Annotated in this window: 14 protein-coding genes; 5 read left to right on the top strand and 9 right to left on the bottom strand. The window is 65.3% G+C overall.

All coding sequences use genetic code 11. From position 1 onward, the window contains the following. The first annotated feature begins 115 nt into the window (after positions 1 to 115). The 3 genes from glgP to NTZ26_08355 all read left to right on the top strand — a co-directional run bounded on the left by glgP (position 116) and on the right by NTZ26_08355 (position 4,661). Positions 116 to 2,245, top strand: coding sequence for an alpha-glucan family phosphorylase (gene glgP, locus NTZ26_08365; GenBank protein ID MCX6560516.1), 2,130 nt, complete (start codon positions 116 to 118; stop codon positions 2,243 to 2,245). Between the two features lie 551 nt (positions 2,246 to 2,796). Continuing rightward, positions 2,797 to 3,180 (top strand): BlaI/MecI/CopY family transcriptional regulator, encoded by a 384-nt coding sequence (locus NTZ26_08360; protein MCX6560515.1) that lies wholly within the window; start codon positions 2,797 to 2,799, stop codon positions 3,178 to 3,180. Next, positions 3,177 to 4,661 (top strand): hypothetical protein, encoded by a 1,485-nt coding sequence (locus NTZ26_08355; GenBank protein MCX6560514.1) that lies wholly within the window; start codon positions 3,177 to 3,179, stop codon positions 4,659 to 4,661. Before NTZ26_08360 ends, NTZ26_08355 begins: the two co-directional genes overlap by 4 nt. A 376-nt stretch (positions 4,662 to 5,037) precedes the next feature. Here NTZ26_08355 and NTZ26_08350 read toward each other — a convergent pair whose 3' ends face one another. Then, positions 5,038 to 6,153 (bottom strand): molybdenum cofactor guanylyltransferase, encoded by a 1,116-nt coding sequence (locus tag NTZ26_08350; protein ID MCX6560513.1) that lies wholly within the window; start codon positions 6,151 to 6,153, stop codon positions 5,038 to 5,040. A gap of 56 nt (positions 6,154 to 6,209) precedes the next feature. Between NTZ26_08350 and fdhF the strand changes: the two genes are divergently transcribed. Together fdhF and nuoF are read left to right on the top strand one after the other, a co-directional pair. After that, positions 6,210 to 8,924 (top strand): formate dehydrogenase subunit alpha, encoded by a 2,715-nt coding sequence (fdhF, locus tag NTZ26_08345; GenBank protein ID MCX6560512.1) that lies wholly within the window; start codon positions 6,210 to 6,212, stop codon positions 8,922 to 8,924. Next, positions 8,921 to 10,678 (top strand): NADH-quinone oxidoreductase subunit NuoF, encoded by a 1,758-nt coding sequence (nuoF, locus tag NTZ26_08340; protein MCX6560511.1) that lies wholly within the window; start codon positions 8,921 to 8,923, stop codon positions 10,676 to 10,678. The genes fdhF and nuoF overlap by 4 nt, the downstream gene beginning before the upstream one ends. On the opposite strand, the gene NTZ26_08335 is transcribed toward nuoF, so the two are convergent. The 8 genes from NTZ26_08335 to NTZ26_08300 form a co-directional block, all read right to left on the bottom strand. Then, complete coding sequence (locus NTZ26_08335) at positions 10,653 to 12,812, bottom strand: Tex family protein (GenBank protein ID MCX6560510.1); 2,160 nt, start codon at positions 12,810 to 12,812, stop codon at positions 10,653 to 10,655. The genes nuoF and NTZ26_08335 overlap by 26 nt on opposite strands. A gap of 443 nt (positions 12,813 to 13,255) precedes the next feature. Further along, entirely contained in the window at positions 13,256 to 14,488 is a 1,233-nt protein-coding gene (locus NTZ26_08330; protein ID MCX6560509.1) for an MFS transporter, read from the bottom strand. An 80-nt stretch (positions 14,489 to 14,568) separates the two neighbouring features. After that, positions 14,569 to 17,478 carry a M14 family zinc carboxypeptidase gene (locus tag NTZ26_08325; protein MCX6560508.1) on the bottom strand — a complete coding sequence of 970 codons (2,910 nt, stop codon included), beginning with the start codon at positions 17,476 to 17,478 and terminating at the stop codon, positions 14,569 to 14,571. A 108-nt stretch (positions 17,479 to 17,586) separates the two neighbouring features. Further along, positions 17,587 to 19,512 carry a CHASE2 domain-containing protein gene (locus tag NTZ26_08320; GenBank protein MCX6560507.1) on the bottom strand — a complete coding sequence of 642 codons (1,926 nt, stop codon included), beginning with the start codon at positions 19,510 to 19,512 and terminating at the stop codon, positions 17,587 to 17,589. 2 nt (positions 19,513 to 19,514) lie between these two features. Then, the gene (locus NTZ26_08315) at positions 19,515 to 21,161 is read right to left on the bottom strand and encodes a FecR domain-containing protein (GenBank protein MCX6560506.1); all 1,647 of its coding nucleotides are present in this window, start codon (positions 21,159 to 21,161) and stop codon (positions 19,515 to 19,517) included. A gap of 23 nt (positions 21,162 to 21,184) precedes the next feature. Continuing rightward, on the bottom strand, positions 21,185 to 21,631 hold the full coding sequence (locus NTZ26_08310; GenBank protein MCX6560505.1) for a CBS domain-containing protein: 447 nt from the start codon (positions 21,629 to 21,631) through the stop codon (positions 21,185 to 21,187). A 62-nt stretch (positions 21,632 to 21,693) separates the two neighbouring features. Next, the gene (locus NTZ26_08305) at positions 21,694 to 25,077 is read right to left on the bottom strand and encodes a hypothetical protein (protein MCX6560504.1); all 3,384 of its coding nucleotides are present in this window, start codon (positions 25,075 to 25,077) and stop codon (positions 21,694 to 21,696) included. A 132-nt stretch (positions 25,078 to 25,209) separates the two neighbouring features. Further along, complete coding sequence (locus NTZ26_08300) at positions 25,210 to 26,553, bottom strand: alpha-L-fucosidase (protein ID MCX6560503.1); 1,344 nt, start codon at positions 26,551 to 26,553, stop codon at positions 25,210 to 25,212. Positions 26,554 to 26,738: the final 185 nt, after the last annotated feature.

Here is a 26,738-nt window from a genome sequence, read left to right as displayed (position 1 = left end):
ATCCAAGTCAATCGGATAAGGCTACCGTGAGGGGGAGCCCCCTTGATCGCGCCCTCTGATGGGACTATCATGACCGGGAATTTTCGCGGCCCGGACCGCCCGAAGCGAGGTCTTCTTGAAACCGACGAACGGAAATGCCCAGATCCAAGCCCTGACGGCCGGACTCAACCGCCTGGCCCGCAATCTTTGGTGGTCCTGGAACCCCCCGGCCCAGGGGCTGTTCAAAGACCTTTCGCCGCGGGCCTGGGAGAATCTCTACCACAATCCCGTGGCCGTTTTGCACGAAGTCTCGGCCTATGAATTGCGCGTCCGCCTGATGGACCCCTCCTTTGCCGCCAAGGCCAAAGCCGTGCTCGCCGCCTTCGACGCCTATTTAAAGGAAGAGCGGACCTGGGGCCGCGAGAACGCCCCCGATCTTTTCGACCATCCGGTGGCCTATTTCAGCGCCGAGTTCGGCTTCCACGAGTCGCTGCCCATCACCGCCGGCGGACTGGGCATCCTGTCGGCCGACCACGCCAAATCGGCCAGCGATCTGGGCCTGGGCTTTGTCGGGGTCGGCCTGTTCTACCGCGAAGGCTACTTCATGCAGTCGGTCGACCACCAGAACTGGCAGATCGAATCCTACCCCACCCTCCAGCCGCGGAATCTGCCGTTGGAGCCGGTGCTCGACGACAGGGGAGAGCCGGTCGTCGGATCCGTCCCGATCGCCGCCGTCCAAGTCCGCTTCCGGGCCTGGCGGGCCAACATCGGCCGCGTCTGCGTCTATCTGCTCGACACCGACCTGCCCGAGAACGAGCCCTCCCATCGGGACCTGACTCGCCGCGTCTACGGCGGCGACCACACGACCCGGATCATGCAAGAGCTGCTGCTGGGTGTCGGGGGCGTGCGGCTTTTGCGCGCCCTGGGCCTCGACCCCTCGGTCTTCCATATGAACGAGGGCCACGCCGCCTTCCTGACCCTGGAGCTTCTGCGCGAAAAGACCGCGGCCGGCCTGACCTTCGAGAAGGCCTGGGATGAGGTTCGATCCGAGTGCGTCTTCACGACCCACACCCCCGTCGAGGCCGGCCACGACCGATTCAGCGCCGACCTGGTCGAGTATGCGGCCTCGCGCTACCTCAAATCGTTTCCCCACGAGCGGGAGAGGCTTCTGGGCTTGGGCCGCGTCCACCCGGCCGACGAGTGCGAACTGTTCTGCATGACGGTCCTGGCCCTCAAGGGCTCGCGGGCGGCCAACGGCGTCAGCGAGCTCCACGGCCGCGTCAGTCGGGCTATGTGGCATGGGCTGTGGCCCGAGCGGACCGAAGCCGAGGTGCCCATCGGCCATATCACCAACGGCGTCCATGTGCCTTCCTGGCTCAACGGGACGACCTACCGGTTCTGGTCGCGCAAGGCCGAGGGGGATTGGGCCGACAGGGTCGATGATTCGGCCTTCTGGGCCAAGGTCGAGGACCCGGCCTTCGTCTCGGACGAGGAGCTGTGGGCCTTCCGCTACGAGCTGCGGCGCAAGCTGATCGAGTACTGCCGCAAGCGCCTGCTCATTCAGGGCCGCATCGTCGGCCAGGGCGACTTCATCACCTATGACGCCCTGCTCGACCCCGACGCCCTGACGGTCGGCTTCGCCCGCCGCTTCGCCACCTACAAGCGGGCGCCGCTTGTCTTCCGGAATTTCGAAGCCATCGTCGAGCTGGCCAAGGACGCCCAACGGCCCGTCCAGTTCGTCTTCGCCGGCAAGGCACATCCCCGGGACGACGACGGCAAGCGGTTCATCCAGCAGATCATCCACTTGAGCAAGCACACTGCGCTCAAAGGCTCGCTCGTCTTCATCGAGAACTACGACGTCCAGGTGGCCCGGCGCATGATCTCGGGCTGCGACGTCTGGCTGAACAATCCCCGCCGGCCCTTGGAGGCCTCTGGCACGTCGGGCCAGAAATGCGGAGTGCACGGCTGCCTCAACTTGAGCATCATGGACGGCTGGTGGCGGGAGGCCTACGACGGGACCAATGGCTTCGCCATCGGCCCCGATTCCCACCCGGCCGACGTCGGGGAGCAGGACCGGGTGGATGCCGAGAACCTTTTCCGGGTGCTGTCCGAAGAGGTCGTCCCGGCCTTCTACGAGCGGGATGCTTCCGGCTTGCCGCGCCGCTGGATCAAGATGATCCGCAACGCCGTCTCCGGCCTGACGCCCCGCTACCACACCCGGCGCATGGTTCAGGAATACGTCACCAAGTATTACCTGCCGCGCTGACCGGGCGATTCAAGCGGTCCTTCTCCCATCTCCGGGCTGTGCGGCAGGGAATCCGGCCCGGCAACGCTTTGGTAGTCCTCGTAACGACCGGCGCTTCGCCCGTCGTCGCGAGGGCGGCGTCGGGTTTTTCACGCTTTTTTGCGCTTCTCTCCTCGGCGCCTCCAGCGCTTCGCAGTCCTCGTAGGGACGTCGCTTCGACAGTCCCCGCGAGGGCGGAACTCCGCATTCGAGATCTCCCGGTTACGGTGACCATCCACTCCGTTGCGATTCCGGTAGATTGTCGCGTGCTCAAACAGCCCTCGTCGGAACGTCGCTTCGATAGTTCCAGCGAGGACTGGCTGCCCTCGCGGAGAGGCGTAAAAAGCCGGAACCCGCGCGGTTTCGCCGTTGGCCGGTACTCCGATCCGCCAATGTTTCCCGGAATCAATAAAATCTCGCTGGTTTTTAATCTGTAACAGCAGCTTTAGTTTGATCGTATCATTAGTGCGTTTAGTTATGAAACGAAAATAATAGTTGACAAACTAAAAGATTAGTTTTATATTGGGGGTGCAATGAAAGAACTCACCAGGGCGGAAGAAGAGATCATGCAGGTCCTCTGGGGCCTGGGGAAGGGCTTCGTCAAAGACGTCATTGAAAAGCTGCCCGAGCCGAAGCCCGCCTACAACACCGTTTCGACCATCCTTCGCATCCTGGAAAAGAAAAAGGTGGTCGGCCACAAGGCTTATGGGAAAACCCACGAATATTTCCCGCTCGTCGCCCGCGACGAGTACAAGAAGAAGTTCGTCCGATCCTTCGTCCGCCGCTTCTTCGGCGATTCCTTTCCCGAAATGGTGTCCTTCTTCGCCGGCGGCCGGGATATGAGCCTGGACGAGCTCGAGAGCGTCCGCCGGCTCCTGGACGAGGAGATCGAGCGGCAGAGGGGAGGGAAGGAATGATCCCGCTCCTGGTTTATGCCGCCAAGGCCGCCCTCGGGCTGTCTCTCTTCTATGCCCTCTACGTCGTCTTCCTCCGCAACGAGACCCATTTTCACCTGAACCGGGGCTTCCTCATCGCGGCTCTGGCCCTCTCGTTTCTCATCCCCGCCTTCCCTGTGGCATCGCCGTTCCGGACGGCTTCGGCCATCCTGGATTGGATGCCCAGCCCGGCCGGCCCGCTGCCCGCCCGGGGCCTCGGGCTCCTCGACGTTCTGGCCGTCGTCTATGCGGCCGGGGCGCTGGCCTTCCTCATCCGCTTCGGCGCCCACCTGGTCCGTCTGGCCTCCGTGATCCGCAAAAGCGGCATCCGCCGCCGGAACGGAACCCGAATCGTGGCCGTTGGCGCCGAGTTCTCGCCTTTCTCCTTCCTCGGCTTCGTTTTCCTCAACGAGCGCGGGCTCGAGCCCGGCGATCTCCGCCGGATCCTGGCCCACGAACGCATCCATATCCGCCAGCTTCACTCCCTGGACCTCTTATTGATGGAGCTGGCCGTCGTCCTCGTCTGGTTCAACCCTCTCGTCTGGCCGTTCAAGAAATCGCTACAAGAGACCCACGAGTATCTGGCCGACGCCGGAGTCATTGCGCAGGGCTTCGGCGGCAGCGGGTACCGGCGGCTCGTGTTCGAGCAGCACGTGGGCGCCCGATTGTTTGGAGTGGGGAACAGCTTCAAGCAGTCTCTAATTAAAAGGAGAATGACGATGATGTCCCGAAACCGGTCCGCCGGTGTTTCTCGCTGGAAGTGTCTGCTGGCCGTGCCCGCGGCCCTGGCTCTGGTCGCCCTTTTCGCCGTCCCCCGGTTCGCCGCCTCGGCGGCGCCCGCCGGACAGGACAAGTCCGACCAAGCTAAGATGGAGAAGATGTCTCAGGAAAAGGCCGCTCAGGCCGCCGACGAGCTTCGCAAGATCGATCAGACCATGATCGAGCTCAAGGGAGCCTACCAAGCGACCGAGGACGAGTCCCGGCGCGGCGAGATCAAGGCCAAGCTCGAAAAGCTGGCCCAGAAGCGCCAGGAGCTGGGCGCCAAACTGGAGGCCCAAGGCATCCATCTGAAGTCGTCGGCCCCTCTTTCCGAGCAGATGATGAAGCTGAAGCAGAAGGCCGAAATGATCGAAGCCGAGCTGGCCAAGACCCAGGATCCGGAGACGAAAGCCGGGTTGGAGAAGGAGCTGCAGATGCTCAAGATGAAAGCGGCCGAGATGCAGTCCGCCTCCAAGACGTCTCTTTCCCCGACCGCTTTGCCGTCGCTCGACGAACTGAAAAGCAAGCTGGAATCCCTGCAGGAGAAGGAGACCGCCATCCGGGCCGAGCTCGACAAGACCGAGATCGCGGAGAAGCGCGACGAGCTTAAGAGGAACCTGCAGATGGTCCTCGAGAAGCAGGCCGCCCTCAAGGAGCTGGCCCAGAAAGTCCAGGCCGAGATGAAGGCCAAGTCCGAGAAGTAAGCGATCGACCGACGCCGTCCCGCCCTATCCCGGCCGAGGCCTCCGCGAGGGAGGCCGGGGTAGGGCTTCTTTTTTGCGGTTTTCTTCCAATCTGTTCGGCCTGCGTCACGGTATTTGACCCGGCGGCGCGGGTTTTTCACGCCTTTTTTGCGCTACTCTTCTCGGCGCCTGCGGAACTCCGCATCTTCGATCTCTCCAATCTGCACGATCACCCACTCCGTCTCATTCTCCATGATTATCACGTGCTCAAACATCCCTCGGCGCCCGTTGGGTGCCCTCGAAGAGGCTCGCAAAAAAGTCTAAACCCGCGCGGTTTCGCCGTTGGCCAAACACCGTGCCGCCTCACCAACCCGCACAGATTGGAAGAGATTCCTTTTTATTTTTTCAAGGCCCGGTAATCGTCGAGGGTGTTGATGTTGCGGATGCGGGTCGAGTCGGGCAGGGCCAACCTGCGGACCCGGACCCGATCGAGAAGCTCGACGATCCGGCGTCCGCCGCCAGCCAGGACGGCCAGGGCCGGTGCGACTACCGTCTTCCGATAGACGGCGAACAGCGGTTCATAGGTTTCGGGCCCGGCTTGCGGCAAGACCCAGTCATAACCCTCGGCCTGTTCCAGCATCGAGGCGACGAACCGCAGGTCGATCGACGGGATGTCGCAGGCCGTGACGAAGGCCAGGTCGTTCGTGATTCGGTCCAGGCACGAGGCGATCCCCATCAGCGGGCCCAGCCCCGCCTCGCGGTCGGGGATGACTGGACGGCCAAGGAAAGCATAGTCGGCGGGCCGGTTGGCTCCAACGACGATCTCGTCGAAAAACTCCGCCAGCCGTCCGGCGATGAACGCGATGAGGGGGCGGCCGTCGATCTCGAGCAGGGCCTTGTCCTGTCCCATGCGGCGGCTGTCGCCCCCGGCCAGGATGACGGCCGAGGCCAGTGGGCGGATCATCCAGCCGCCGTCGAAGAATCGGCAGTCCTCGGGCGGAAAATCCCATTCCGTTCCGTCGAACAGCCCGACCCGATGGGCCATTGGAAGCAGCTCCCGGAAGGATTCCTTCATCTCGGGATTGTTCCGCTCCCGAAGCAGGACGAACAGTCCGGGTTCAAGGGCGCGCCGGGCTGAATTGCCCTCGGCCACGATACAGGCGCCCGCGGGAATCCGGGCCCAGAGGGCGGCCATGGCTTCCTCCAAGTGCTCCCGCCGGGTTTGCAGCCAATAGGCCTTGCGGGCTCCTGCCAGAAGCATCCGGCCGGTATCGGAAGCCGGCGAGGCTCGCCGTTCCTCATGGATGCGGAACCGCCCCGGGAAGTCCCGGCATTCGCCGCATCCGCCGTCGGGCCGGGGGCAGGGCTCGTCCGGGCCGTGGACCGGTGTGATCTTGACGCCGACGACTTCGCGGCGGGCGGCCTGACTGCGGATGACCCGGCAGGAAAAGGCGGTCTTGCCGGCCTTGCGGGCGGCCGCCCCGATCAGGAGGACATTCAGCGCTTTCAGCATTTCGGCCCCGATCGTTCCGATCGAGGGTATAGTATAATAGCAAAACCCGAAACGGCATGAACATTCTGATCGATGGCGTTTCCTTCACCGTGCCGGCGGGCCTGACCGCCCTCGAGGCGGCCCGGGCCAACGGCATCGACGTCCCCTCCCTCTGCTGGCATCCCCGGACCGGTGCGGCCGGCCGCTGCCGGGCCTGCCTGGTCGAGGTGGAGGGAGTGGAGCGCCTGAAGGAAGCCTGCGCCCTGGAGGTGCGGGAAGGGATGTCTATCCGGACCGCGACGCCGCGGGTTCTGGCCGCCCGCCGCCTTGTCGTCGAGCTCCTCCTGGCGGGCGGCGGCCACGACTGCCTGTCCTGCCAGGCCAATGGGGCTTGCGAGCTGCAGAGTCTGGCCTACCGGCTGGGCATCGAGAGGCCCGCCTTCCTCACGGGCCGGGACAAAGAGCCTCCCGATGAATCCTCCGAGGGCATCATCCGCGACCTCGACAAGTGCATTCTGTGCGGCCGCTGTGTCGCCTCCTGCGGGGAGAATGTCCTTCACGAAGTGCTGGACTTCGCCGGCCGCGGGGCCCGGTCGCGGCTTGTCTGCGACGACGGCCAACCGATGGGCGGGTCTACCTGCGTCCAATGCGGCGAGTGCGTCCAGGTCTGTCCGGTCGGGGCCTTGGTTTACAAGCGGGCTCGGGGGAAGGCGCGGCCTTGGGAGACCGAGGCGCACCGGGTCGTCTGCCCGTACTGCGGCGTCGGCTGCCTCATCGATCTGCGGGTCAAGGACAATCGCTGGATGTGGTCGGAAGGGGTCGAGGACGGCGCGGCCGGGCTGCCCAACCGCGGTATGCTCTGCGTCAAGGGCCGCTTCGGGTTCGATTACGTCGCCTCGCCCGATCGCCTGACGACACCGTTCCTGCGGCAGGGCGGCGAGCTGCGGCCGGCGACCTGGGAAGAGGCGCTGTCCTTTGCGGCGGCCCGCTTGGCCGAGATCAAGAGCAAGTATGGGCCGCGCTCGCTCGGTGTCTTCAGCTCGGCCAAGGTCTCCAACGAAGAAAACTACGCCCTGATGCGCTTGGCCCGGGGCGTCCTGGGGACGAATTCGATCGACCATTGCGCCCGGCTCTGCCACGCCTCCTCGGTGGCCGCCCTGTCCGAGGTCCTCGGCTCCGGCTCCATGACCAACAGTCTTCAGGAAGCCGAGAAGGCCGACGTGATCTTCGTCACCGGCAGCAACACGACTTGGGGCCATCCCGTCTTCGGCGGCATGATCCGGCGGGCCGTCAAGCGGCGGGGCGTGAAGCTCATCGTAGCCGACCCGCGCCGGATCGAACTGGCCGAGTGCGCCGACATCCACCTCCGCCACCGCAACGGCACCGACATCGCCGTCCTGATGGGCCTGCAACACGTCATTGTCAGGGACGGCCTGCACAGGCCCGAATTCATCCGGGCGCGCTGCGAAGGCTGGGACGCCTATCTCGACAGCCTGGCCTTCTATACCCCTGCGACGGTGGAATCGATCACCGGCATCCCGGCTGATGCGCTGACTGCGGCGGCGCGGTTGTATGCCTCGGCCGGCGCGGCCGCGATCTACTTCGGCATGGGCGTCGCCCAGCACGCCCATGGGGTGGATAATGTCCGAGCCTTGGCCAACCTGGCCCTTATCACCGGCAACATCGGCCGCGAGGGCACGGGCATCAATCCGTTGCGCGGCCAGGTCAACGTCCAGGGCGCGTCGGATATGGGTGCCTTGCCCAATGTCTTTACGGGGTATCAGCCTGTGACCGACCCGGCCGTCCGGGCTGCCTTCGCCGCGGCCTGGGGGGCGGATCCGGCGGCCATGGATTCCGCACCCGGGTTGACCATGACCGAGATGGTGGCCGCCTGCGGCGACACGATCCGGGGGCTCTACATTATAGGCGAGAATCCCATGGTGGCCGATCCCAACCTGAACCACGCCGAGAAAATGCTTCGGCGGGCCGAGCTGATCATCGTCCAGGACATTTTCCTGACCGAAACCGCCCAGCTGGCCGATGTCGTCCTGCCCTCGGCCTGCAGCTTCGAAAAGACAGGCACCTACACCAACTCCGAGCGCCGGGTTCAGATCAGCCGCAAAGCGCTCGACCCGCCCGGCCAAGCCCGGCCCGATTCGGAGATCATCGCCGACCTGGCCGCCCGGCTTGGGGCGAAAGGCTTCCCGGCCGGGCCCGAGCAGCTGTATCGGGAAATCCGAAATCTGACGCCATCCTATCGGGGCATCACCTATGAGCGGATTGCGGGCCAAGGCCTGCGCTGGCCCTGCCCCGACGAAAGCCATCCCGGCACGCCGATCCTTCACGCCGCCTCTTTCCCTCGGGGCAAAGCCAAGCTTTCCGCCGTGGCCTATGTCCCTCCGGCCGAGGAGCCGGACTCTTCCTATCCCTTCCGTCTCAACACCGGGCGCCTCCTCCAGCACTACCATACGGGCAGCATGAGCCGCCGGTCCGAGGTCCTGTCCGGGCTCGTGCCGCGGGGCATGGTCGAAGTCCATCCCGTGGACGCGGCCTGCCTCGGCCTGATCGACGGCGAGATCGTCCGCGTGTCCACCCGGCGCGGGACGATCGATATCGCGGTGCTGATAACGCCCCGGGTCGCGGCCGGGGCGATCTTCATCCCCTTCCACTTCGCCGAGGCAGCGGCTAACCGGCTGACCCTCGACGTCCTCGATCCGCTGGCCAAGATCCCCGAATACAAAGTCTGTGCGGCCCGGCTGGACAAAATCGCGGCCGGGGAGGCCGAGGCATGATCGACGCCGGCTTGGAGCGCAAAATCCTGGATCTGGCGGCCCGGTATCCGCGCCGGGAGGCGGCGCTCCTGCCCGTCTTGAGCCTGCTTCAATCCCTGACCCGAGGCCCGCTGCTCCAGGAGGACTTGGCCGCGGCGGCCCGCCTGCTGGGCGTCTCCCTGGCCGGGGCGTTCGGCGTGCGAACGTTTTATTCGCTCTACCATGACCGGCCGGTCGGGACCCATCACCTGCAGGTGGACACGTCGGTTCCCGGCTGGTTGGCGGGCGCCAAGGAAACCCTGCGGGCTTTCGAGGCCGGGCTCGGCATCCAGGCGGGAGGAACGACGCCCGATGGGCTGTTCTCGCTGGAGGAAGTCGAAGATCTCGGTTCATCGGATACGGCCCCGATCGTTCGAGTGGCCGGACGGCTTTGCGAACGAGTCACGCCCGAACGGGCGGGAGTTCTGTTGGACGCGCTCCGAAGCGGCCGGGTTGCGGCTTGGCCGGCCGATCGACGCATCGTGTCCGAATGCGGCATCCTGTTGGGCCGGGCCGCCCGAGGGGAGCCCGTAGGCTTGGCGGCGTATGTCCGCGACGGCGGCTACCGGGCTTTGGCCAAAGCCCGCTCGATGAGCCCGGAGGCGATCGTCGCCGAAGTCAAAGCCTCCCGTCTCCGCGGACGCGGCGGCGCGGGCTTCCCGGCCGGCCTGAAATGGGAGGTGGCCCTGGCCGCCTCCGCGCCTGTGACCGTGGTCTGCAATGCCGACGAAGGCGAGCCCGGTACTTTTAAAGACCGCGTCCTTATGGAGGGCGACCCGCACCTTTTAATCGAGGGGCTGGCCATTGCGGCTCGAGCCCTGGGGGCTGAACGGGGATATATTTACATTCGAGGCGAATTCGATCGGGCTGCCGGTCTCTTGGAGACGGCGCTGGCGGAGGCCCGGGCGGCCGGCTGGCTGGGAGCGGGGGAGAGGGTCTTCGATCTTCTCGTCCACCGCGGTGCCGGGGCCTATATCTGTGGCGAAGAGACCGCGCTGCTTGAATCGCTGGAGGGCAAGCGCGGCCAGCCTCGCCTGCGGCCGCCTTACCCGGCCGAACGGGGGCTGTTCGGCGGCCCCACCGTCGTCCACAACGTCGAAACACTGGCCTGCCTGCCGTTCATCGTCGGGAAGGGCGCCGAGGCTTTCCGGGCCATCGGATCAGCGGACAATTACGGACCGAAGATCTATTGCGTCTCCGGCCGGGTCGCCCGGCCGGGCGTCTACGAGATGCCCATGGGCGTCGGGCTGGAAGACCTGATTGATCTGGCCGGGGGGGCCACCGGCCGGATGAAGGCCGTCCTCGTCGGCGGCGCATCGTCGGCCATTCTGACGGCGGCGGAGGCGGCCGGGCTCAAGCTGGATTTCGACTCCTGCCGCCGGCGGGGGACGATGCTGGGCTCGGGCGCCGTAGTCGTCCTGGACGAATCGGTCTCCATCCCGGCCTTGGCCGAACGGACCATGGCCTTTTTTGCCCGCGAATCGTGCGGCGCCTGCGTCCCCTGTCGGGAAGGCTCGGACGCCGTTGGGCGGCTGCTCCGCCGCTTGGCGCGCGGAGAAGGGACGGCCGGGGACCTGAATCTGGCCGCCGCCCTCTGCTCGGGAATCGGAGGCACGACTTTATGCCCGTTGGGAGACGCTTTCGCCACGGCTGTGGGATCGATGCTGGCGAAGTTCCGGCCGGAATTCGAAGCCGGACTGGCCGGGCCGGTTACTTCGACGCCGCAGCCTGCTTGAGCGACAGCGAGATTCTTTTCAAGACCAGATCGACCGACAGAACCTTGACCTTGACCACCTGGCCGACCTTGACGGCCTGGCGGGGGTCCCGGACGAACTTCTCGGCCAGCTCGGAGACATGGACCAACCCGTCCTGGTGGACGCCGATGTCGACGAAGGCGCCGAAGTTGGCTACGTTGGAGACGACCCCTTCCAGGATCATCCCTTCAGTCAGATCCTTGATGTCCTTGACGCCCTCGGGGAACGAGGCGTAGTTGAAAGCCGCCCGGGGATCGCGGCCGGGCTTTTCCAGCTCGCGCACGATGTCGACGATGGTCGGCAGGCCGGCGTCCTCGGTTACGAAGGATTTGGGGGAAATCTTGCGCAGCAGGGCCGTGTTGCCGATCAGGTCGCCGACGGAGGCGGACAGGGACTCGGCCATCCGTTCGACCAAGCCGTAGCGCTCGGGATGGACGGCCGAGCCGTCCAAGGGGTTGGCGGCGCCCGGGATGCGCAGGAACCCTGCCGCCTGCTCGAAGGTCTTCTCGCCCAGCCCCTTGACCTCCATCAGCTCGGCCCGCGCGGCGTAAGGGCCTCTCTCGTTGCGGCGCCGGACAACAGCTTCTGCTGTCGCCTTATTCAGCCCCGAGACGTGGCGGAGCAGCTCCTCCGAAGCCAGATTGAGGTCGACGCCGACCGAATTGACGCAGCTTTCCACGACTTCGTCGAGAGCGGTCTTGAGACCGGTCTGCTCGACGTCGTGCTGGTATTGCCCGACGCCGATCGAGCGGGGCTCGATCTTGACCATCTCAGCCAGAGGGTCCTGCAGCCGGCGGGCGATGGAGATGGCCCCCCGGATGGTGATGTCGAGCCTGGGGAATTCCCGCACCGCCGCTTCGGAGGCGCTGTACACGCTGGCCCCAGCCTCATTGACCACGACGACGGCCGGCCTTCGGCCCGCCGGCAGCTCGTCCAGCGATTCGCGGATGAACTGGACGGTCTCGCGCCCGGCGGTGCCGTTGCCGACGGCGATATAGGCGATGGCGTATTCGGCGATCATTTTCAGCAGGGTCAGCTTGGCCCCGTCGGTATCGTTGCGGGGCTCGTTGGGATAGATGGCGGCGTTCTCGAGGAACTTGCCGGTCGCGTCCACCACGGCCAGCTTGCAGCCCGTGCGGAATCCGGGGTCCACACCCAACGCGGGCTGGCGGCCGGCCGGCGGGGAGAGGAGCAGGTCTTTGAGGTTGGCCCCGAAGACCTGAAAGGCTTCCTTCTCGGCCTTCTCGATCAGCCCCTGCCGGACTTCAGTCTCGACGGCGGGCGCCAGGAGGCGGCCCAAAGCGTCGATCGCGGTCTCGACCAGGCGGGGCGCGGAGGCGGCGTGCGGGTGGCGGACAAAGCGATAGACAAGAGCACGGACGGCTTTCTCCTGAGGCAGGTCGAGCTTGAGGGCCAGAACCTTCTCCCGCTCTCCCCGCATCATGGCCAAGACTCTGTGCGAAGCCAAGGTGGAGACTTTCTCCCTGTAGTCGCGATACATCTCGTATTTGGTCTTTTTGTCGGCGAAACCTTTGCGAACAGCCGAGACCAGGATGCCTTCCTCAGCGGCTAGCGTTCGCAGCTCTTTGCGGGCGTCGGCATCATCCGACCATTCCTCGGCCAGGATGTCGCAGGCGCCGGCCAGGGCGGCCTCGGCCGTTTCCAGGCCCTTCTCGGGGTTGAGATATTTCTCGGCTTCGGCGTTGAGGTCCGCCTCGGGCTCGGACAGGTCGGCCAGCCAGCGGGCCAGCGGCTCCAGTCCGGCTTCGCGGGCCTTGGAGGCCCGGGTGGTTCGCTTGGGCTTGAAGGGGAGGTAGAGATCCTCGAGCTCGGTCTTGTCGGCCGTTTCGCCGATCCGGGCCTCGAGCTCGGGCGTGAGCTTGCCCTGCTCGCGGATCGAGGCCAGGATCGTTTCCTTGCGGGCCTCGAGCTCCTTGTAGTAGGCATAGCGATGGGCGATGTCGCGGAGCTTCGTCTCGTCCAGGTTGCCCGTTCGCTCCTTGCGGTAGCGGGCGATGAAGGGGACGGTCGCCCCCTCGTCGAGAAGCGCCAGGGTGGCCTGGATCTGGCCGGCGCCGGCGTTGAATTCCTTGACCAATCGTTCCGCGATTTGCACGTCCTTCAGTCCTTTCTCCGAATCGGTCGATGATGATACCACAAGCCGGGCCGGGATGAAAAAAGGCCCATCTCCCGATTTCGGGGGGAGCGGTCCGGAGCGTCGTCCCGGCGGCTTCGGGCCTTTAACGCCTTTTCCCACCGATCTCCTCGGCGCCTCCGGAACTCCGCACGTTTATTCACTCGAATCCACCTGCCCACCCACTTCATCGCGTTCCCCATGATGGATGCATGCTCAAACATCCTCCGGCGGCTGCAGCGCTTCGCAGTCCTTGTCGGGACGTCGTTGCGACAGTCCCCGCGAGGGTTGGCTACCCTCGGAGAGAGGTGGAAAAAGGCTAGGCCCTCGCGATTTCGCCGTTGGCCGACACTCCGGACCGCTTTACCTTCCCCGAAATCGAGAGATGATTCATTATTCAAGCCCCGTTTCGGGCGGCCCGGCGATCAGCCCAGGGGGTCGATCTTTTGGGCCTCCCGGCAGACGGGCGATTCCGGCAGGAACAGCGCCAGCAGGATGGCGCCCGCAACCAGGCCGGCCAGCCCGAGGAGCGAGGTCGTCATCGAGCCGGTGGCCTTGTTCTTGAGGGCATCCATGGCCAGGATGAAGATGATGCCCGAGATTTGGCCGGAGACAAGGAGCAGGCTGTTCGAAGTTCCTTCGGGCGCCGGGTGGGTGATCTCGGCCGCGTATTGGAAGCCGATCGGCCCGGCACTCAAGAGGAAGAAGCCGACGAAAAACCCGGACAGCATCAGCAGCCGGATATCCGCGGCGAAGGTCAGGCCGAGAAGGCCCGGCAGGAGGCCGGCCACGGCCAGGATGATGAACGGCTTGCGTCGGCGAAACTTATCTGAGAGAAGGGGCATGATCACGGCGCCGAGGATGCCGCCGATGAGCATCAGGCCGCCGACCCGGCCCGCCTGGGCGATGCTGAAGCCGCGGGGGCGGACGATATCCTCGATCCAGGTCGAGACGCAGTTGAACAGCCCCAGGCCGATGAAGAAGATGCCCAGGAGGAACAGGAAATCCCGCCGCTTCATCATCGAGCGCAGGCCGTCGAACATCAGGGCCCGCTCCTCCCGGCCGACCGGCGTCGGTGGGCGGTCGCGGGCCAGCAGGAGGAAGAGGACGGCCGAAACGGCGGCCGCGATGCCGTAGATCGTCAACATCCGGACCATGCCCACCCGGACGAGTAGCATCGGAGTCAGGAACATGGCGGCCAGGGGGCCGAGGTAAAGGGCCAGCGTGCCCAGGCCGGCCGCCGTGGCCCGCTCTTTGGCCGGAAACCAGCGTGCGGCCAGGGTGGTGATGGCTCCCAGAACGAACGGCTGGCCGAAGGCCAGGCCGATCTGGCAGATGAAGACCATCGTGAAGTTGGAGGCAAACAGGCCCCGGGCCAGCCCGAAGCCGCCGGTCGCGACCGCCCCGATGCCGACGGCGGTCTTGAAGCCGAGGGTATCGATGGCCCAGGCCGAGGGGATGACGATCAGGATGTAGACCGCCATGAAAACCATCGACAGCAGCCCGATCATCAGGTCGGAGCGGCCGTAGAACTTGGCCGCCTCGCTGGTGATCGGGGCGAAGGAGATCCACAGGACTTGGGTCATAGCCCCCAGCAGGACGAAAGCCAGAAGGACCACCCAGCGGTATCCGTAGGCTTTGAGGTTGCGTTCATTCATCGGGCCCTCCTTGGCGATCGTCGGTCCGTTCCGGGATCCGTCGAGACGGCTGCCCGGGGTCGAAGATTCCCGTTCGAGGTCTATTTTGCGGGCGGTGAGGACGGCGAAACCGCCGCCGCCGGCGGCGGCGCCAGATTCTTCCAGTTCAGCATGGCATTCGTAACCAGGGCGAAGGAGCCGTGCGTTTCGTGCCGCCACATCGGGTTGAAGGCGAACAGGACGGCGTGGCCCGCCCCGATCGTCGAGTCGATAAGCGCGGGTGTCCCGGCCAGTTCGTCGCCTCCGGCCAGTCCGCCGGCGATCAGGAGGTCGGCGGTACGGGCGAATTGCAGGATGGTCCGCGGGCGCGGGGCCGAAGACGTCACCATGCGCGGATCCGCCGGCGGCGTCGGGTTGGCCTTGCGGAAGTCCTCGACGGCCTTCTGGCCCAGGTCGCGCGGTCGGCCCTGCGGGATATCGGGGTCGCTCTGGCTGCCTCGTCCCGACGGCCGGCCTGAGGCGGTCATGCCCCCGCGGCCGCCGAAGCCGCCCGAGCCGAAGCCGAAGACCGGCGACTGGCTGAAGTAGACGCCCAGCGAGTCGTCGTAGCCGTAGACGATCGGACTGGCCTTGTCGGCGACGTCGGCCTTGAACACGGAGCCTCCGGCGATCAGGTTGGGCGTCGTTCGGACGGCGATGCCGGGCGCGAACCCGAAATGGATGGGCAGGATGGAGCTGTTGGTCAGGGTGATGAACAGCCCGCCGTCCTTGATGAAGTCGCGCAGGTGCAGGACTCCCTCGAGCTCGACGCCGCCGCGGATGTCCTCCGTCGAGTCTTCGGTACCGATGTTGGGGGTGACGGCCGTCTTCTTCCAAGCCGTCGGCTTGTCCCCGAGATTGCCGTTGACGATGCTCATGGCGTCACCGGAGGAGGGGCCGAAGAGGATGACATCGTACTTGTCCCGCAGCCGGGCGTTGTCGCGGACGGCGTGAACCGAGACGTAGTCGTAAGGGATGCCCAGCTCGTCCAAGGCGATCCGGACCCAGCCCTCGTTCTGGGTGTTCTGCCAGGTGTGCATCAGGGCGATCCGCGGCACGATCATCTCGTGCGTCGGCACGGCGGGCGCCGCCGCGGCGCCGATCACGGTCAGCCCGAATTCCTTGCCGGCCGCGTCCAGGGCGGCCTCCAGGCCAGGCCCGTTCTCGGCCGGCTTGACGATGAAGCTGCCGAGGTTGAACTTCCGGCCCTCGGCTTCGAAAGCCTTTTCGGCCGCGTGGATCCGAAGGTCCTTGGCTTTGAACCGGAACGAAGCCAGCCCGTTGTCACCGTTGTGATTGATGAGATAGGCCGCCGCCGGAGCGCCCGGCGTCGGTTTGATCAAGCCGCCCGGCGCCTGGGCCGGTCGCTTGACCAGGCTCATCGGCGCCGCCAGGACCGCGACGTCGGTCAGCCGGACGACTTTGACGTTGAACAACGGGCCGAGCTGCCAGCCGACGTCGTCGTAGGGGCGGGCGTCGGAAGTGTTAAAGAACTGCTTGTCGAGGAGCATATCGGCCATGCGCGAGTAGGGCTGGTCCATGCGGACGACATAGGATCCCGCGGGATATTCGATGTCGCCGGTTTTGAAAGCTTTTTCGGCCTTGTGGATCTCCACGCCCTGGGCCTGCAGCAGCCGCAGCAGGCGGGCCTGCAGGCCGACTCGGGGATCATTGGCGGGGAAAAGATAGGCGGCCGGGCCTTCGGCCCTGGCTTTGGCGATCGAGCGCTTGCTCTTGAGGTAGAAGTTTTCAAGAAAGCGGACCCGGTTCGCGGCTACGTTGTTGATCCCGACGAGCAGGGCGCTTTGCTGGAGGTTGACGTTGTTGCGGATGGACCAGACGACTTGAGCCAGCGGCGGGTTGGGCTTGTACCAGGCCCGATCGGTCGAGTTCGAGACGATCCGGGTCGAGCCGTCGCCGGCACCCTGGGTCTCGTAAAAGCGGCCGATGGCGTTGTGGCCGTTGGCGGCGTAGAAGGCGTAGTTGGGGGCCCAGCCGTCGTAGTAGGCGAAGGTCCAGACGCCGGGCACGCCTTCGCGGGTCATGGCGTCGACCTCGTGGAAGGCCATCATCTGCCATTCGTCGATGACGATCGGGTCGAGCCAGGCGTTGTAGGGGCCGGAGCCGGTGGAGATGTAGAGGTGGGAGGCCGACTCGTGCAGGTCGTGCATGACCTGGGGATGATAGTCCAGGGCCGCGGCCATGATATTGCGGGACAGGACCAGGCCCAGACCGATGTTGTCGCGGTTGTCGTCGTGGCCGATATATTTGCCCCACCATAACAGGCGACTGGTGATGTTTGTCTTGGGATCCTTGCGGGGGGCCATGGCCACGTCGACGTACTTGTCGCGGCCGTCGACCTCGAGGATCGGCGTGATCAGGACGATGGCGTTGTCCCGGATGGTCCGGATGAACGGCGTCTCGTCCACGGCCAGCCGGTAGGCCAGCTCCATGAGCATCTCGACCGATCCGGTCTCGGAGGAATGCATCCCCCCGGTGGCCCAATAAAAGGGCTTGGCTTTTTTGATGATCGCGGCAGCCTCCGCCTCGTTTGTCTTGCGGGGGTCGGCCAGGCGGGCGGTCATGTCTTTGTAACGGTCCAGGTCGCGAATGGAGGCTTCGTCGCCGATCGCGGCCACGATCCAGTCCCGGCCCTCCTCGGTCTTGCCGAGCCGGAAGACCTTGACCCGGGGCGAAGCCTTGTCCAGGGCGTCGAAGTACTTATAGACGTCTTGCGAATAGCTCAGGACGTTAGGCGCCCCGACGATGTGCCCGAGGACCTCGAGCGGGGAGGGGACGCCGGACGACGAGGCCGGCAGGTAGTCGACGTATTTCGTCAGGAAGGCCTTTTCGGTTGTGAACTCGCGGATCTTCTTCGTGTAGGCTTCATGGATCCGCTGCGGATAGGCGGCGGAAACGACGATGAGGACGGCCAGGGCGAGAGTCCAGGCCTTGCGACGGGGGTGGATCATGGGTCTCCTCCAGATGGGCGCCAAGATGAGGATAACCATAGTTTTTTTCGGGGCGACGGTCAAGGAGGGCTCAGAGTGTAAAGGGCAAAATAGAGCTCCCGGCCTCGCTCAATGCGAGGGGTGCGCATCGTAGATGCTCTCGAATTCCGGCGACAGGTCCGAGAACGCCCTCGCGACCTCGGGATCGAAGTCCCCGGGCCGGGTGCGGCCGTCCCCCTCCAGGATGATCCGGACCGCCGTCACATGGTCGAAGCCGGGTTTGTACGGGCGGGGGCTCCTGAGGGAGTCATACTGATCGCAGATGGCCACGATTCTGGCTTCAAAGGGGATTTCCTCGCCCCGCAGTCCTTGGGGATAGCCTTGGCCGTTCCATTTTTCGTGGTGATGGAGGGCGATGACGCCCGACAGCTGGATCTTGGGATGGTCCGACTTGGCCAGGATGCGCTCGCCGATGCGGGTGTGCTCCTTCATGACGGCATATTCCTCCGTCGTCAGCGGCCCCTGTTTGAGGAGGATCCGATCGGGGATGCCGATCTTGCCCAAATCGTGCATGAAGCTGGCGAACGTCAGCCTCTCAACCTCTTCCGGAGTCTGCTTGAGGCGGCGAGCCAGCCGTTCCACATAAAGTCCGATCCGGGTGATATGCTCGCCGGTTCCCGACTCCCTGGACTCGACGGCCCGGGCCAGCCGGAGGATCATCTCGTTCGACATTTTATTGATGACGGAGAGGGCTTCCTGCAGATCCCGGGTCCGGTCGCGGACGGTTTCTTCGAGGCCGGATTCATATCGATCCTCGGCCGCAAGCAGGCGCGCGATCTTTGCGTTCAGCCCTTGGGTTGAGAGAAAACCGGCCAATCCGGCCTTTACGACCGGCGATTCCGCAGTCCCCGCTGCGGCTCCGCTTAGGCGCGCGACAAGAGTTCTGGATTTGGCGTCCAAGCGGCGCGCGGCTTCGTCGAGCCGGAAGAAATAGGCCAGCCCGAACGCGGCCACGGCGGCGAACCCGAACAGGACCGGGCGAACCCAAGTTTCGAGCTTGGCGAAAAGGCCGTACGAAGCGACGGCCATCCCAGCCAGGGCCGCGGCCAAAAAAAGAACCGAGACGGCCTCGGACTTCCGCCGCAGCGGAAGGTAAAACAAGAGGGCGCCCAGCAGCACAGCAGGCCATCGGAGGATCCGGCCGACCGGGCGGATGGCCCGGCCGTCGAGCAGATTGCTCAGGATCTGGGCGTGGATTTCGACGCCGGACATCGTGTTCCTGTCTTCGGTGAAGGGGACCATAAGCTGGTCCCCGAGACCCGGCACGGTCAAGCCGGCCAGCAGGATTTTGTCCCGGAAAAACGAGGCCGGGTAAAGCCCATCAAGAATGTCGACGAGTGAAATGGATTCGAACGTCCCCGGCGGACCGTAAAAGTCGATGGCCGATTCATCCTCTTGGCGGATCGTCCCCGGCCCGGGCTTGCGGCCGTTCGGGACGGCGCTGCGCCGGAGCGGCCGAGCGGCCGCGATTTCGTAAAGAACGGAGGCGAATGACGGCAGGATGGCCGCGGTGGTATGGAGCGTATGATAAACGCTTCGCACGATCCCATCGGGCCCGGGCTCGATCTGGACATGGCCATGCCTCAGGCCGTCGAGCGGAGAGAAGGGGAGCGAGATCTCGTTGCGCGGGGTGATGGCGATGGGCAGCACGACGCGGCCGTGGCGTCGGATGGCGGCGGAGAGAAGCCCATCGTCCTCGGAGGATTCGGCCAGCAGGAAATCCAGGCCGACAGCCCGGGCTCCCGCGGCGGCGTCGAGCAGTTGAGCATAATAGCGGCGTCGGATCGGCCATCGCCCGAGCCGGGCCAGAGTCCGATCGTCGACGGCGGCGATGAGGATGGTGCGGTCTCCGGGGATGGCGCCCCGGAGCCGGAACGAAAGATCATAGAAAGAGCGATCGAATCCCTCGAAAAAACCCAAGGCCTCGATGACGAGGAGTAGGCTCAAGGCGGCCAGGACGGCAGCCAACTCGCGACGGAGGCGTGGCCGCGGCATGATCAGAGGAGGAGGACCAGGAGCAAAACCAGGGGGAGAATCATGCAGGGAGTACACCAGCTCAATAGGCCGCGGCCGATCTTGAAGGTTTCCGGGGCCGAGGCGGGGCTTTCCCCACCCTCGCCGTCGAGCGCCTTGATCTGGACGTAATAAATTCCCGCCGCCAATGGCTTCGCGATATCAAGGCTTCCGGCCGAGACTAAGGAGTCGTGAATCAGTCGCATGAACCGAGCATCTTCGGCGACTTGGCAGCGAAACAGCTTGCCTGCCCCGAGATCTTTCCAACGGAGAAGGACCCAGGATCCTTTGATCCGCGGTTTCTCCAGGACGGGCGCGGCCAGCGGCGGAACGACCGTCACCGTGATCGGGGGAGACCAGGCGCTCTCGAAGCCGCCGGCCGCCATCGACCGAGCCCGGAAGTAAAACGTCCCCATCGCGGGCCAAGGCAGGCTCGATGTCGGACCGGACTCGATTCTCTCGGAAACGATCTTGGCAAAAACCGGGTCCTCCGAGACTTGGACTCGATAGCCCTCGGCGCCCTCCTCTTTTGGCCAAGTCAGCGGCAACGCGCCGATTTGCCGGCGGAACCCTCCAAGGGGGGCCGCGATCGAGGGAGGCCCCGGTCGGGTCCGGACATGGACTTCGACGGGATCGGCGGGGAGGCCTTCAAGCCCCAAATCGTCCATGGCCCGGGCTTGCAGATAGTACAGCCCGTCCGGGACGGATTCGACGCGGAAAGGGTCCCCCGGCTGGAAGGTCGCCTCGACGGCGACGTCCCGTCCCTCGCGGTCCTTGGTCAGGGCTGCGGTATAGGCGACGACCCCCGGTCGCGGGTCGTACCGAATGGCGAACGGCAGAGCTCGGTAAACCGTCTCGAAGCCGACGGGCTGGGGGCCGGGGAGGAGGGCTTTGGGCGGGAGCGGCGCTTCGCCTTTGCGGACGGCCGTTCCGAAGCCGGGGGGCACGTCGATGGGCGTCCGCATCGCCTCGACGACGACGGTCCCCTCCAAGACTTCGGCTCGGGAAGTGCCGTCTGCCCCGGCCGAGGTTCGGAAAATGGTCCCGCGGGCGGCGCATTGGGCGGAGGGGGTTTGGATTTCGGTCCGGGATTCCGCTCCTGTCGCTTTGCGGATCCGGGTGATGACTTTCCCCGCCTGGAGGAAGAGATGTTTGAAGATCGAACCTCCCTGCCGGCGCAGCGTTGAAAGGCCGAGGGTCGTCTGCGGCCGAAGAAGACAGGAATCGCCGTTTTCAAAGGCGATTTCGAGGACGCTGGCCTCGCGCGTTCGAACCAGGCTCCCTTCGGAAATCCGGCTCCGCAGCGCGAGCGGCGTCCAGACGGAGCTCCCCGGCGCCTGAACTTCGGCCGTTCCGCTGAGGAAGTCGACGACGCCTTCGGCCGGAGCCTCCCGGAGCAGACGAACGGGGATGATCAGAATCTGGCCCGGGCTGATCCGGTCCGGATTCGAGAGACGATTGATCCGGGCGATCTCGCGCCAATCCGCGGGATTCGCCAGATACATTTTCGCGATCGCCCCGACTGTGTCTCCCTGGGCGACCCGGACTTCCACGACCTGGTCGGGAGGGACTTGGCCAAGGACAATCCCGCCCAACAAGGCCAGAATGACGAAGAACCAAGCCAGCCGCATGAAAACCTCCCCCCCGCTCCGGGCTACAGGTATTTGCCGCCGATGTAATCGCTGAGCTGGTTGATCAGGGTCTCCTTCTCGGAGATGATCGACTTGACGACGTCGCCGATCGAGACCAGCCCGGCGAACTTGCCTTCGTCGCAGACCGGGAGATGGCGGACGTGCTTGGCCGTCATCAGGACCATGCACTCCTCGACGGTGTTGGCGGGCTTGATGTAGTACATCTTATCGACCGGGGTCATGATCTCCTCGACCGCGGTCTCTTTGGAGGTCTTGCCCAGCAGGATGATCTTGCGGGCGTAGTCGCGCTCGGTGATGATGCCGGCCGTCTCGCCCTTCTCGTCCATGACCATCAAGGCGCCGATCTGCTTCTCACTCATTAGCTTAAGGGCGTCGAAGACCTTGGCCTTGGGCGATATCGACCAGACCGTGGAGCTTTTTTCGTTCAGCAGATCCTTGACCGTGTTCATGGACTGTCTCCCTTCACTAAACTTACAAAACCTGTCAAATTGCTGTAATCATTCTAGCCCGATCACGGGGCGAATTCAAGCCGCAGGCTGACGATCTCGCGGGCCGCCAGGAGGAGGGGGCCGGCCAGGGCCGCGCCCCGCCCGCCGTCGACATCGGCCCGGAAGACATGCAAACCCGCTAGCGGCGGCAGCCGGATTTCGGCCGGCCGGTCCGAGGCGTTAAAGACGCGTAAAAGCAGAGCCGAGCCGCCGTCGACCGGCTTGAGCGAGGTGGCGACGATGTCCGGATTCGAAAGGGCCGGAATCGGGCGCGCGGCCGACGCGGCCGCGGACGTGACGATCAGCGGCCGCTCGGCGTCCTGCCCGATCCGCTTGGCGATCTCGCGTCCGCTTCCGGCGTGGGGCTCGATGGCGTAGCGCAGCTCGACCGGCCCCCCCTGGTCGGCCTTGTAGTTGGTGTGCCAGTAGTTGTTCATGGCGTAGGAATAGACGGTCTGGGAGGGCTCGACGGATGTCCGCCAGGTCCTTGTCCCTTTCGGGCCGCGCGATTCATCGGTCATCCGCCCCAGCTCGGCCAGGGGCGCGTCGAGGGTCACCCAGGTGACGCCCCAGTCGCCGTTGGAGATGTCGGCTGCGTTCTGCGGGCAATAGAAATCCAGGCAGGAGCCGGCGATCTGGTCCCGGCCCGGTTCGATCCAGCCCCAGCCCAGGTCGAAGCGTAGAGTCCCGCCGGGCACCCGGAAGGGGAATCCGAGATGGACCGATTCCTTGGTCCGGATCATCGACTTGTCCAGCCGATCGATGATCTCGAGCCGGCTCGAGCCTGCGGTCAACCGGTATTCCCGGCGCAGGCCGCGACAGCCGGGTGCTTCGGACTCCACAACAATGGAGGCGACGAGCGGACCAGTCTCTCCGACCGAAATCCGGCCGCTTTTAACGCCCGCCGCGGTCTTGGGGTCGAGGCCGGGGACATAATGATAGGAATTGAGGCCGGGGAGCGCGCCGGAGTCGACAAGCTCGAGGCCGCCTTTTTCCAGCCAGCGCAGGCTTTTAACCGCGCCCGAGACGGGATCGATAGCCGCTTCCATTCTGTCGTTCTTCAACACCGGTCCCGAGGCTGTCGCGACGGTGCCGCGCCCCGGCAGGCCCGGTCCGATGGTGAAGACTTTTTCGCTGAAGGCCGGGACTCCCGCGGCCAGGACCGCCAGGGTGCCGTCCTTGAGCCGTTGCGAGGGGACCGGCCGCCCCATCTCGTCGACGACCCGGTCGCCCCGGGCGGCGGGACCGGCCGGGGCGATGACGGCTCCGGTTCGCTCGAAAGAGCAGGTGTTGAAGACGCGGAACTGCGCCGATCCGCTTTTATCGTCCCGGCCGATGATCGCGGCCAAAAGCTCGCGCGAGCGCTTGTCGGCTTCCAGGGCAAAAGCCTGTTTATAAACCCACTGCGACTTGGCGTTTTCGCCCTCGGGGTCGCTGACCGAATCGGAGGCGCCCCAAGTGTGCTCGTCCCAGAGCAGGGCTTGGCGCCAAGCCTCATCGAACGCGGGTGCCGGATATCCCTTTGGGTCGAGCATGGCCCAGAGCGTTTCGGCTTGCAGGAGCCGGACGACGGACCTCCGGTTCAGGGCGGATTCTCGGGCCGTTGATCCCGCGCCGTCCTCCCAATAGGGAGTGAAATCACCCTTGACCGAGGGGAGGGTCGCGCCGTAGCGTTTCTCGAAGGCCGCGAACATCTCCCCGGCTGTGGCGATGGCCAGCTTCGGGGTCACGAAGGCCTCGTTCCAGCGGCGCACGACGTCGGGCAGAGCCGGATCAGGGGGGCCGTTGTCGCCGCCGACGGTGTAACGGACCTGGACCATCTCATAGGGATAGCCCTTGGCCTCAAGCTCGCGGCAATAATCGAAGACCGGCTGGCCCTTGTCCGCGGTCAGCTGGCCCATGTTCATGCCGTGGAACCAGGAGTATCCGTGGCCCGCCATCCATAGCAGGATCTTCTCCCGGCCCGAAGGCGAGATCCAGTAAAACGGCTTGTCGCCCCAGGCCTTCAGGGCGCCGCCGATACGGTCGCCGCCGTCGGCGTTGACGGGCATGTAATTGGGACCGGAGGACAGGTACTTGACGCCGGCCAGAGCCAGCGCGGGGACGATGCCCCATGAATAGCTGGGAATATCGGAAATCATCGCGGTATCGATGGCCAAGCCGAACTCGCGGTTGAGGCGGCGGGCGTACGCGGTCAGCTCGATCAGCTCCTCGGGATGGCAGACCCCGGTCAGCTCGTTGGCCAGCAGGGCCTGCAGCCCGATCGATCCCTCCCGCACGGCCCGCAAAAAAGCGGCGCGCTTCTCGGCCGGGGCGCGGCGCAGGCAGGTCTCGACCGCCCAAAGAACCTCGCTGTTCCATTTGAAGCGGGCGCCTTCCGGATAGGCGGCGGTCTTGCCGATCAGCTCGACGGCCTGGTCGATGTACGCCTGATGGTCGCTCTCGACCTTGACCTGGTGCGAGGAGTACCCAATGTCGGTGTGGGAGTGGGGGAGAAGATAGAATGTCCGCGGCGTCACCGGCCGCAGGTCGACCTCAAGCCGCGACGGCTCGCCGCCCGCGGGCACGACTTCGACGACGGCCCGGCGCGGCGCTTGGACGGCGGCGACCGGAAGGTAGAACGTGTTGTACCCCGTCTCCAGCCGGACGGACTTGGCCGGCGTGCCGTCGATCTTGAGCTCGGCCGTTGCGGGAGGTGCGATGTGACTGACCGCGATCCGGATGAGTTGACGAGGGAGGTTTCCGACCTCGTCCTCACTCGCACCGCGGTCTCCGCTGGTGGTGTGAGGGCCCGGATGGCCGCCGTTGGCCAGAACCGCCGGTTCGCCCGCGGCCTGGACGAAGGGCTTCAGCTCGTATTGGAACACCATGTGCCAGTCAAGGCTGCCGCCGTTTTCGCCCGCGACGCGGAGCCGAAACGGCCGGCCCGGCGTCAGCGCGGCGCGCTGCACCCGCAGGGTCATGAAGCCGAACAACTCGCCGAACTGGTCGACTAGGGTCGTCTTGAAGGAAAGCGATAAGCCGTCGGGGCCGGGAATATCCCAGTCCTTGTCGCCGGCCCCCGCTGCCGTCCGGAAAGAGAAGCCGGGCCGCCCGTCGACCGTCAGGTCGAAACGATGGGCGCCTTTCCCGGAAGCCAGCCCGCAGAGCCAGATGAAAGACGCTTCGGGGGCGTCGAATCCGGCCGGGACGGGCTCTGTCTCCCATTCGACGGCCATCCGGCCGTCCGTGGCCCGCACCAACAGGGCCGAGGTCGCATCCGGATAAGAGGAGTGATAGCCGATCGTCTCGCCGGAGATCGACCGGGCATAGCCCTTGAGCCATGCGGCCTTCGCGGCGGCGGGCGAGGCGCTCGGCGTGTCGGGGGCGGCGAGGCCGTCGGCGCGGGCGTGGTCATGAGCATCCATGGGAGGAAGGTTCCCAAGAATCAAGACGAACAGAGCGATCGCAACGGTAGCGACAAAGACCGTTCGGAAGGCTGGGGCGCGTCGCTTTTTGGTTTCAATCCCGGGTGTATCTGTCATCTCCGGCTCCCCTTCTTACTTAGCGGCGATCTTGAAGGCCCAGGCGTGGCGGCAGGGCGGTTTTTCGACCGCAGCCGGGGGGAGGTGGATGAGCATGCCCTTGCCCACGGCCTCCCAGCGGAGCGCGCCTTGGACGCCGAGCATCTCGACCCGTACTCCCGGCTTGGCCTGGCGGGAATAGATCATGATCGAGGCGGGCGGCCGCACTTCGTCCTCGTCGGCCAGATAGACGGCATAGACCGTGCCGTCGGCCAGGCTGGTGAAACAGGTCTTGGCTTCCTTGTAGGGAGCGATCGGCCTCGTCTTGTAGATGGCTTCGCCGTTTGTCTTCATCCAATCACCGATCTCGGCCAACCGCTTCAGGGATTCGGCCGGCAGACGTCCCTGCGCGTCAGGCCCGATGTTGAGCAGGAAGTTGCCGCCCTTGGAGACGATGTCGACCAGAAGATGGATGAGCCGGCCGGCCGACTTGTAATTGTCGTTGGGGACATAGGACCAGGAATTGCCCATGGTCATGCAGGTCTCCCAGACGTAGGGGAGGGGCTTTTCGGGGATCTCCTGCTCCGGCGTACGGTAGTTCTCGTACCGCCCGCCCACGGCCCGGTCGACGACGATGAGCCCGGGCTGGTGGCTGCGGGCCATGGCCGCGATGCGGGGCATGTCGATGTCCTGGTTGGCGGGCTGCTTGATCAGGCCCTTGTAGGCGGCCGGGATGGCCGGGTAGGGCTGAACCCAGCCGCCGTCGAGCCAGAGGATGTCGACCGGTCCGTAGCCGGTCATCAGCTCCTCGATCTGGGCGTAAGTGAAGTCCTTGAACTTCTTCCAGCGTTCGGGGTACTTGGCGGTGTCGTAATTGACGTGGCGGTCGGGAGTGGCCCACTCCGGGGCCCAGTAGTTGTTGGCCCGCGGGTTCGAGGCGAACGGCACGCCGGGCCCGGTGATCCGGTAATCCGTCTGCTTGGTATCGAACATGCAGAATCCGTCGTGGTGCTTGGTGGTGTGGACGACATAGCGCATGCCGGCGGCCTTGGCCGCTTTGGCCCAGGCGGCCGGGTCGAACTCGACCGGGTTGAAGGTCTTGGGCAGGGCCTCGTAGCGGCGCTTGTATTCGATGTAGTCGGGCAGGGAGCGACGGCACCAGGGCTCGTCCTCGGCGCAGATGCTCCAGGATTCGACGACTCCCCACTGGCTGTAGGGGCCCCAGTGCATCATCAGCCCGAACTTCTGGTCCTGGAACCATTGGAGCTTCTGGAGCACCTGGGGATCAGTCTCCTTGTCCTGGGCTTTCGGCGCCTGGCCTGCCAGTGCCACGCCAAGCAGGAGAACGATTCCGATGAGGACGGCCGCGCGTCGCTTCATGAGAACACCTTCCTTCGCGGGATGGGCGCATTGTACCCCGGCCCGCGGGCTCCGTCCAGAATCCGAATCGGCCGATCCCCGCCGCGCCTTGCGCGATAAGCCTTATTTGTCTAAGATGAATGCCCCCGGACGGAAGAGCGAGCCATCATGACCCCGAAACGAAGTCTCATCGTCGACGACGATCT

The sequence above is a fragment of the Candidatus Aminicenantes bacterium genome (genome assembly GCA_026393855.1).
Taxonomy (GTDB): domain Bacteria; phylum Acidobacteriota; class Aminicenantia; order Aminicenantales; family UBA4085; genus UBA4085.
This window is presented reverse-complemented; position numbering and strand designations above follow the sequence as displayed.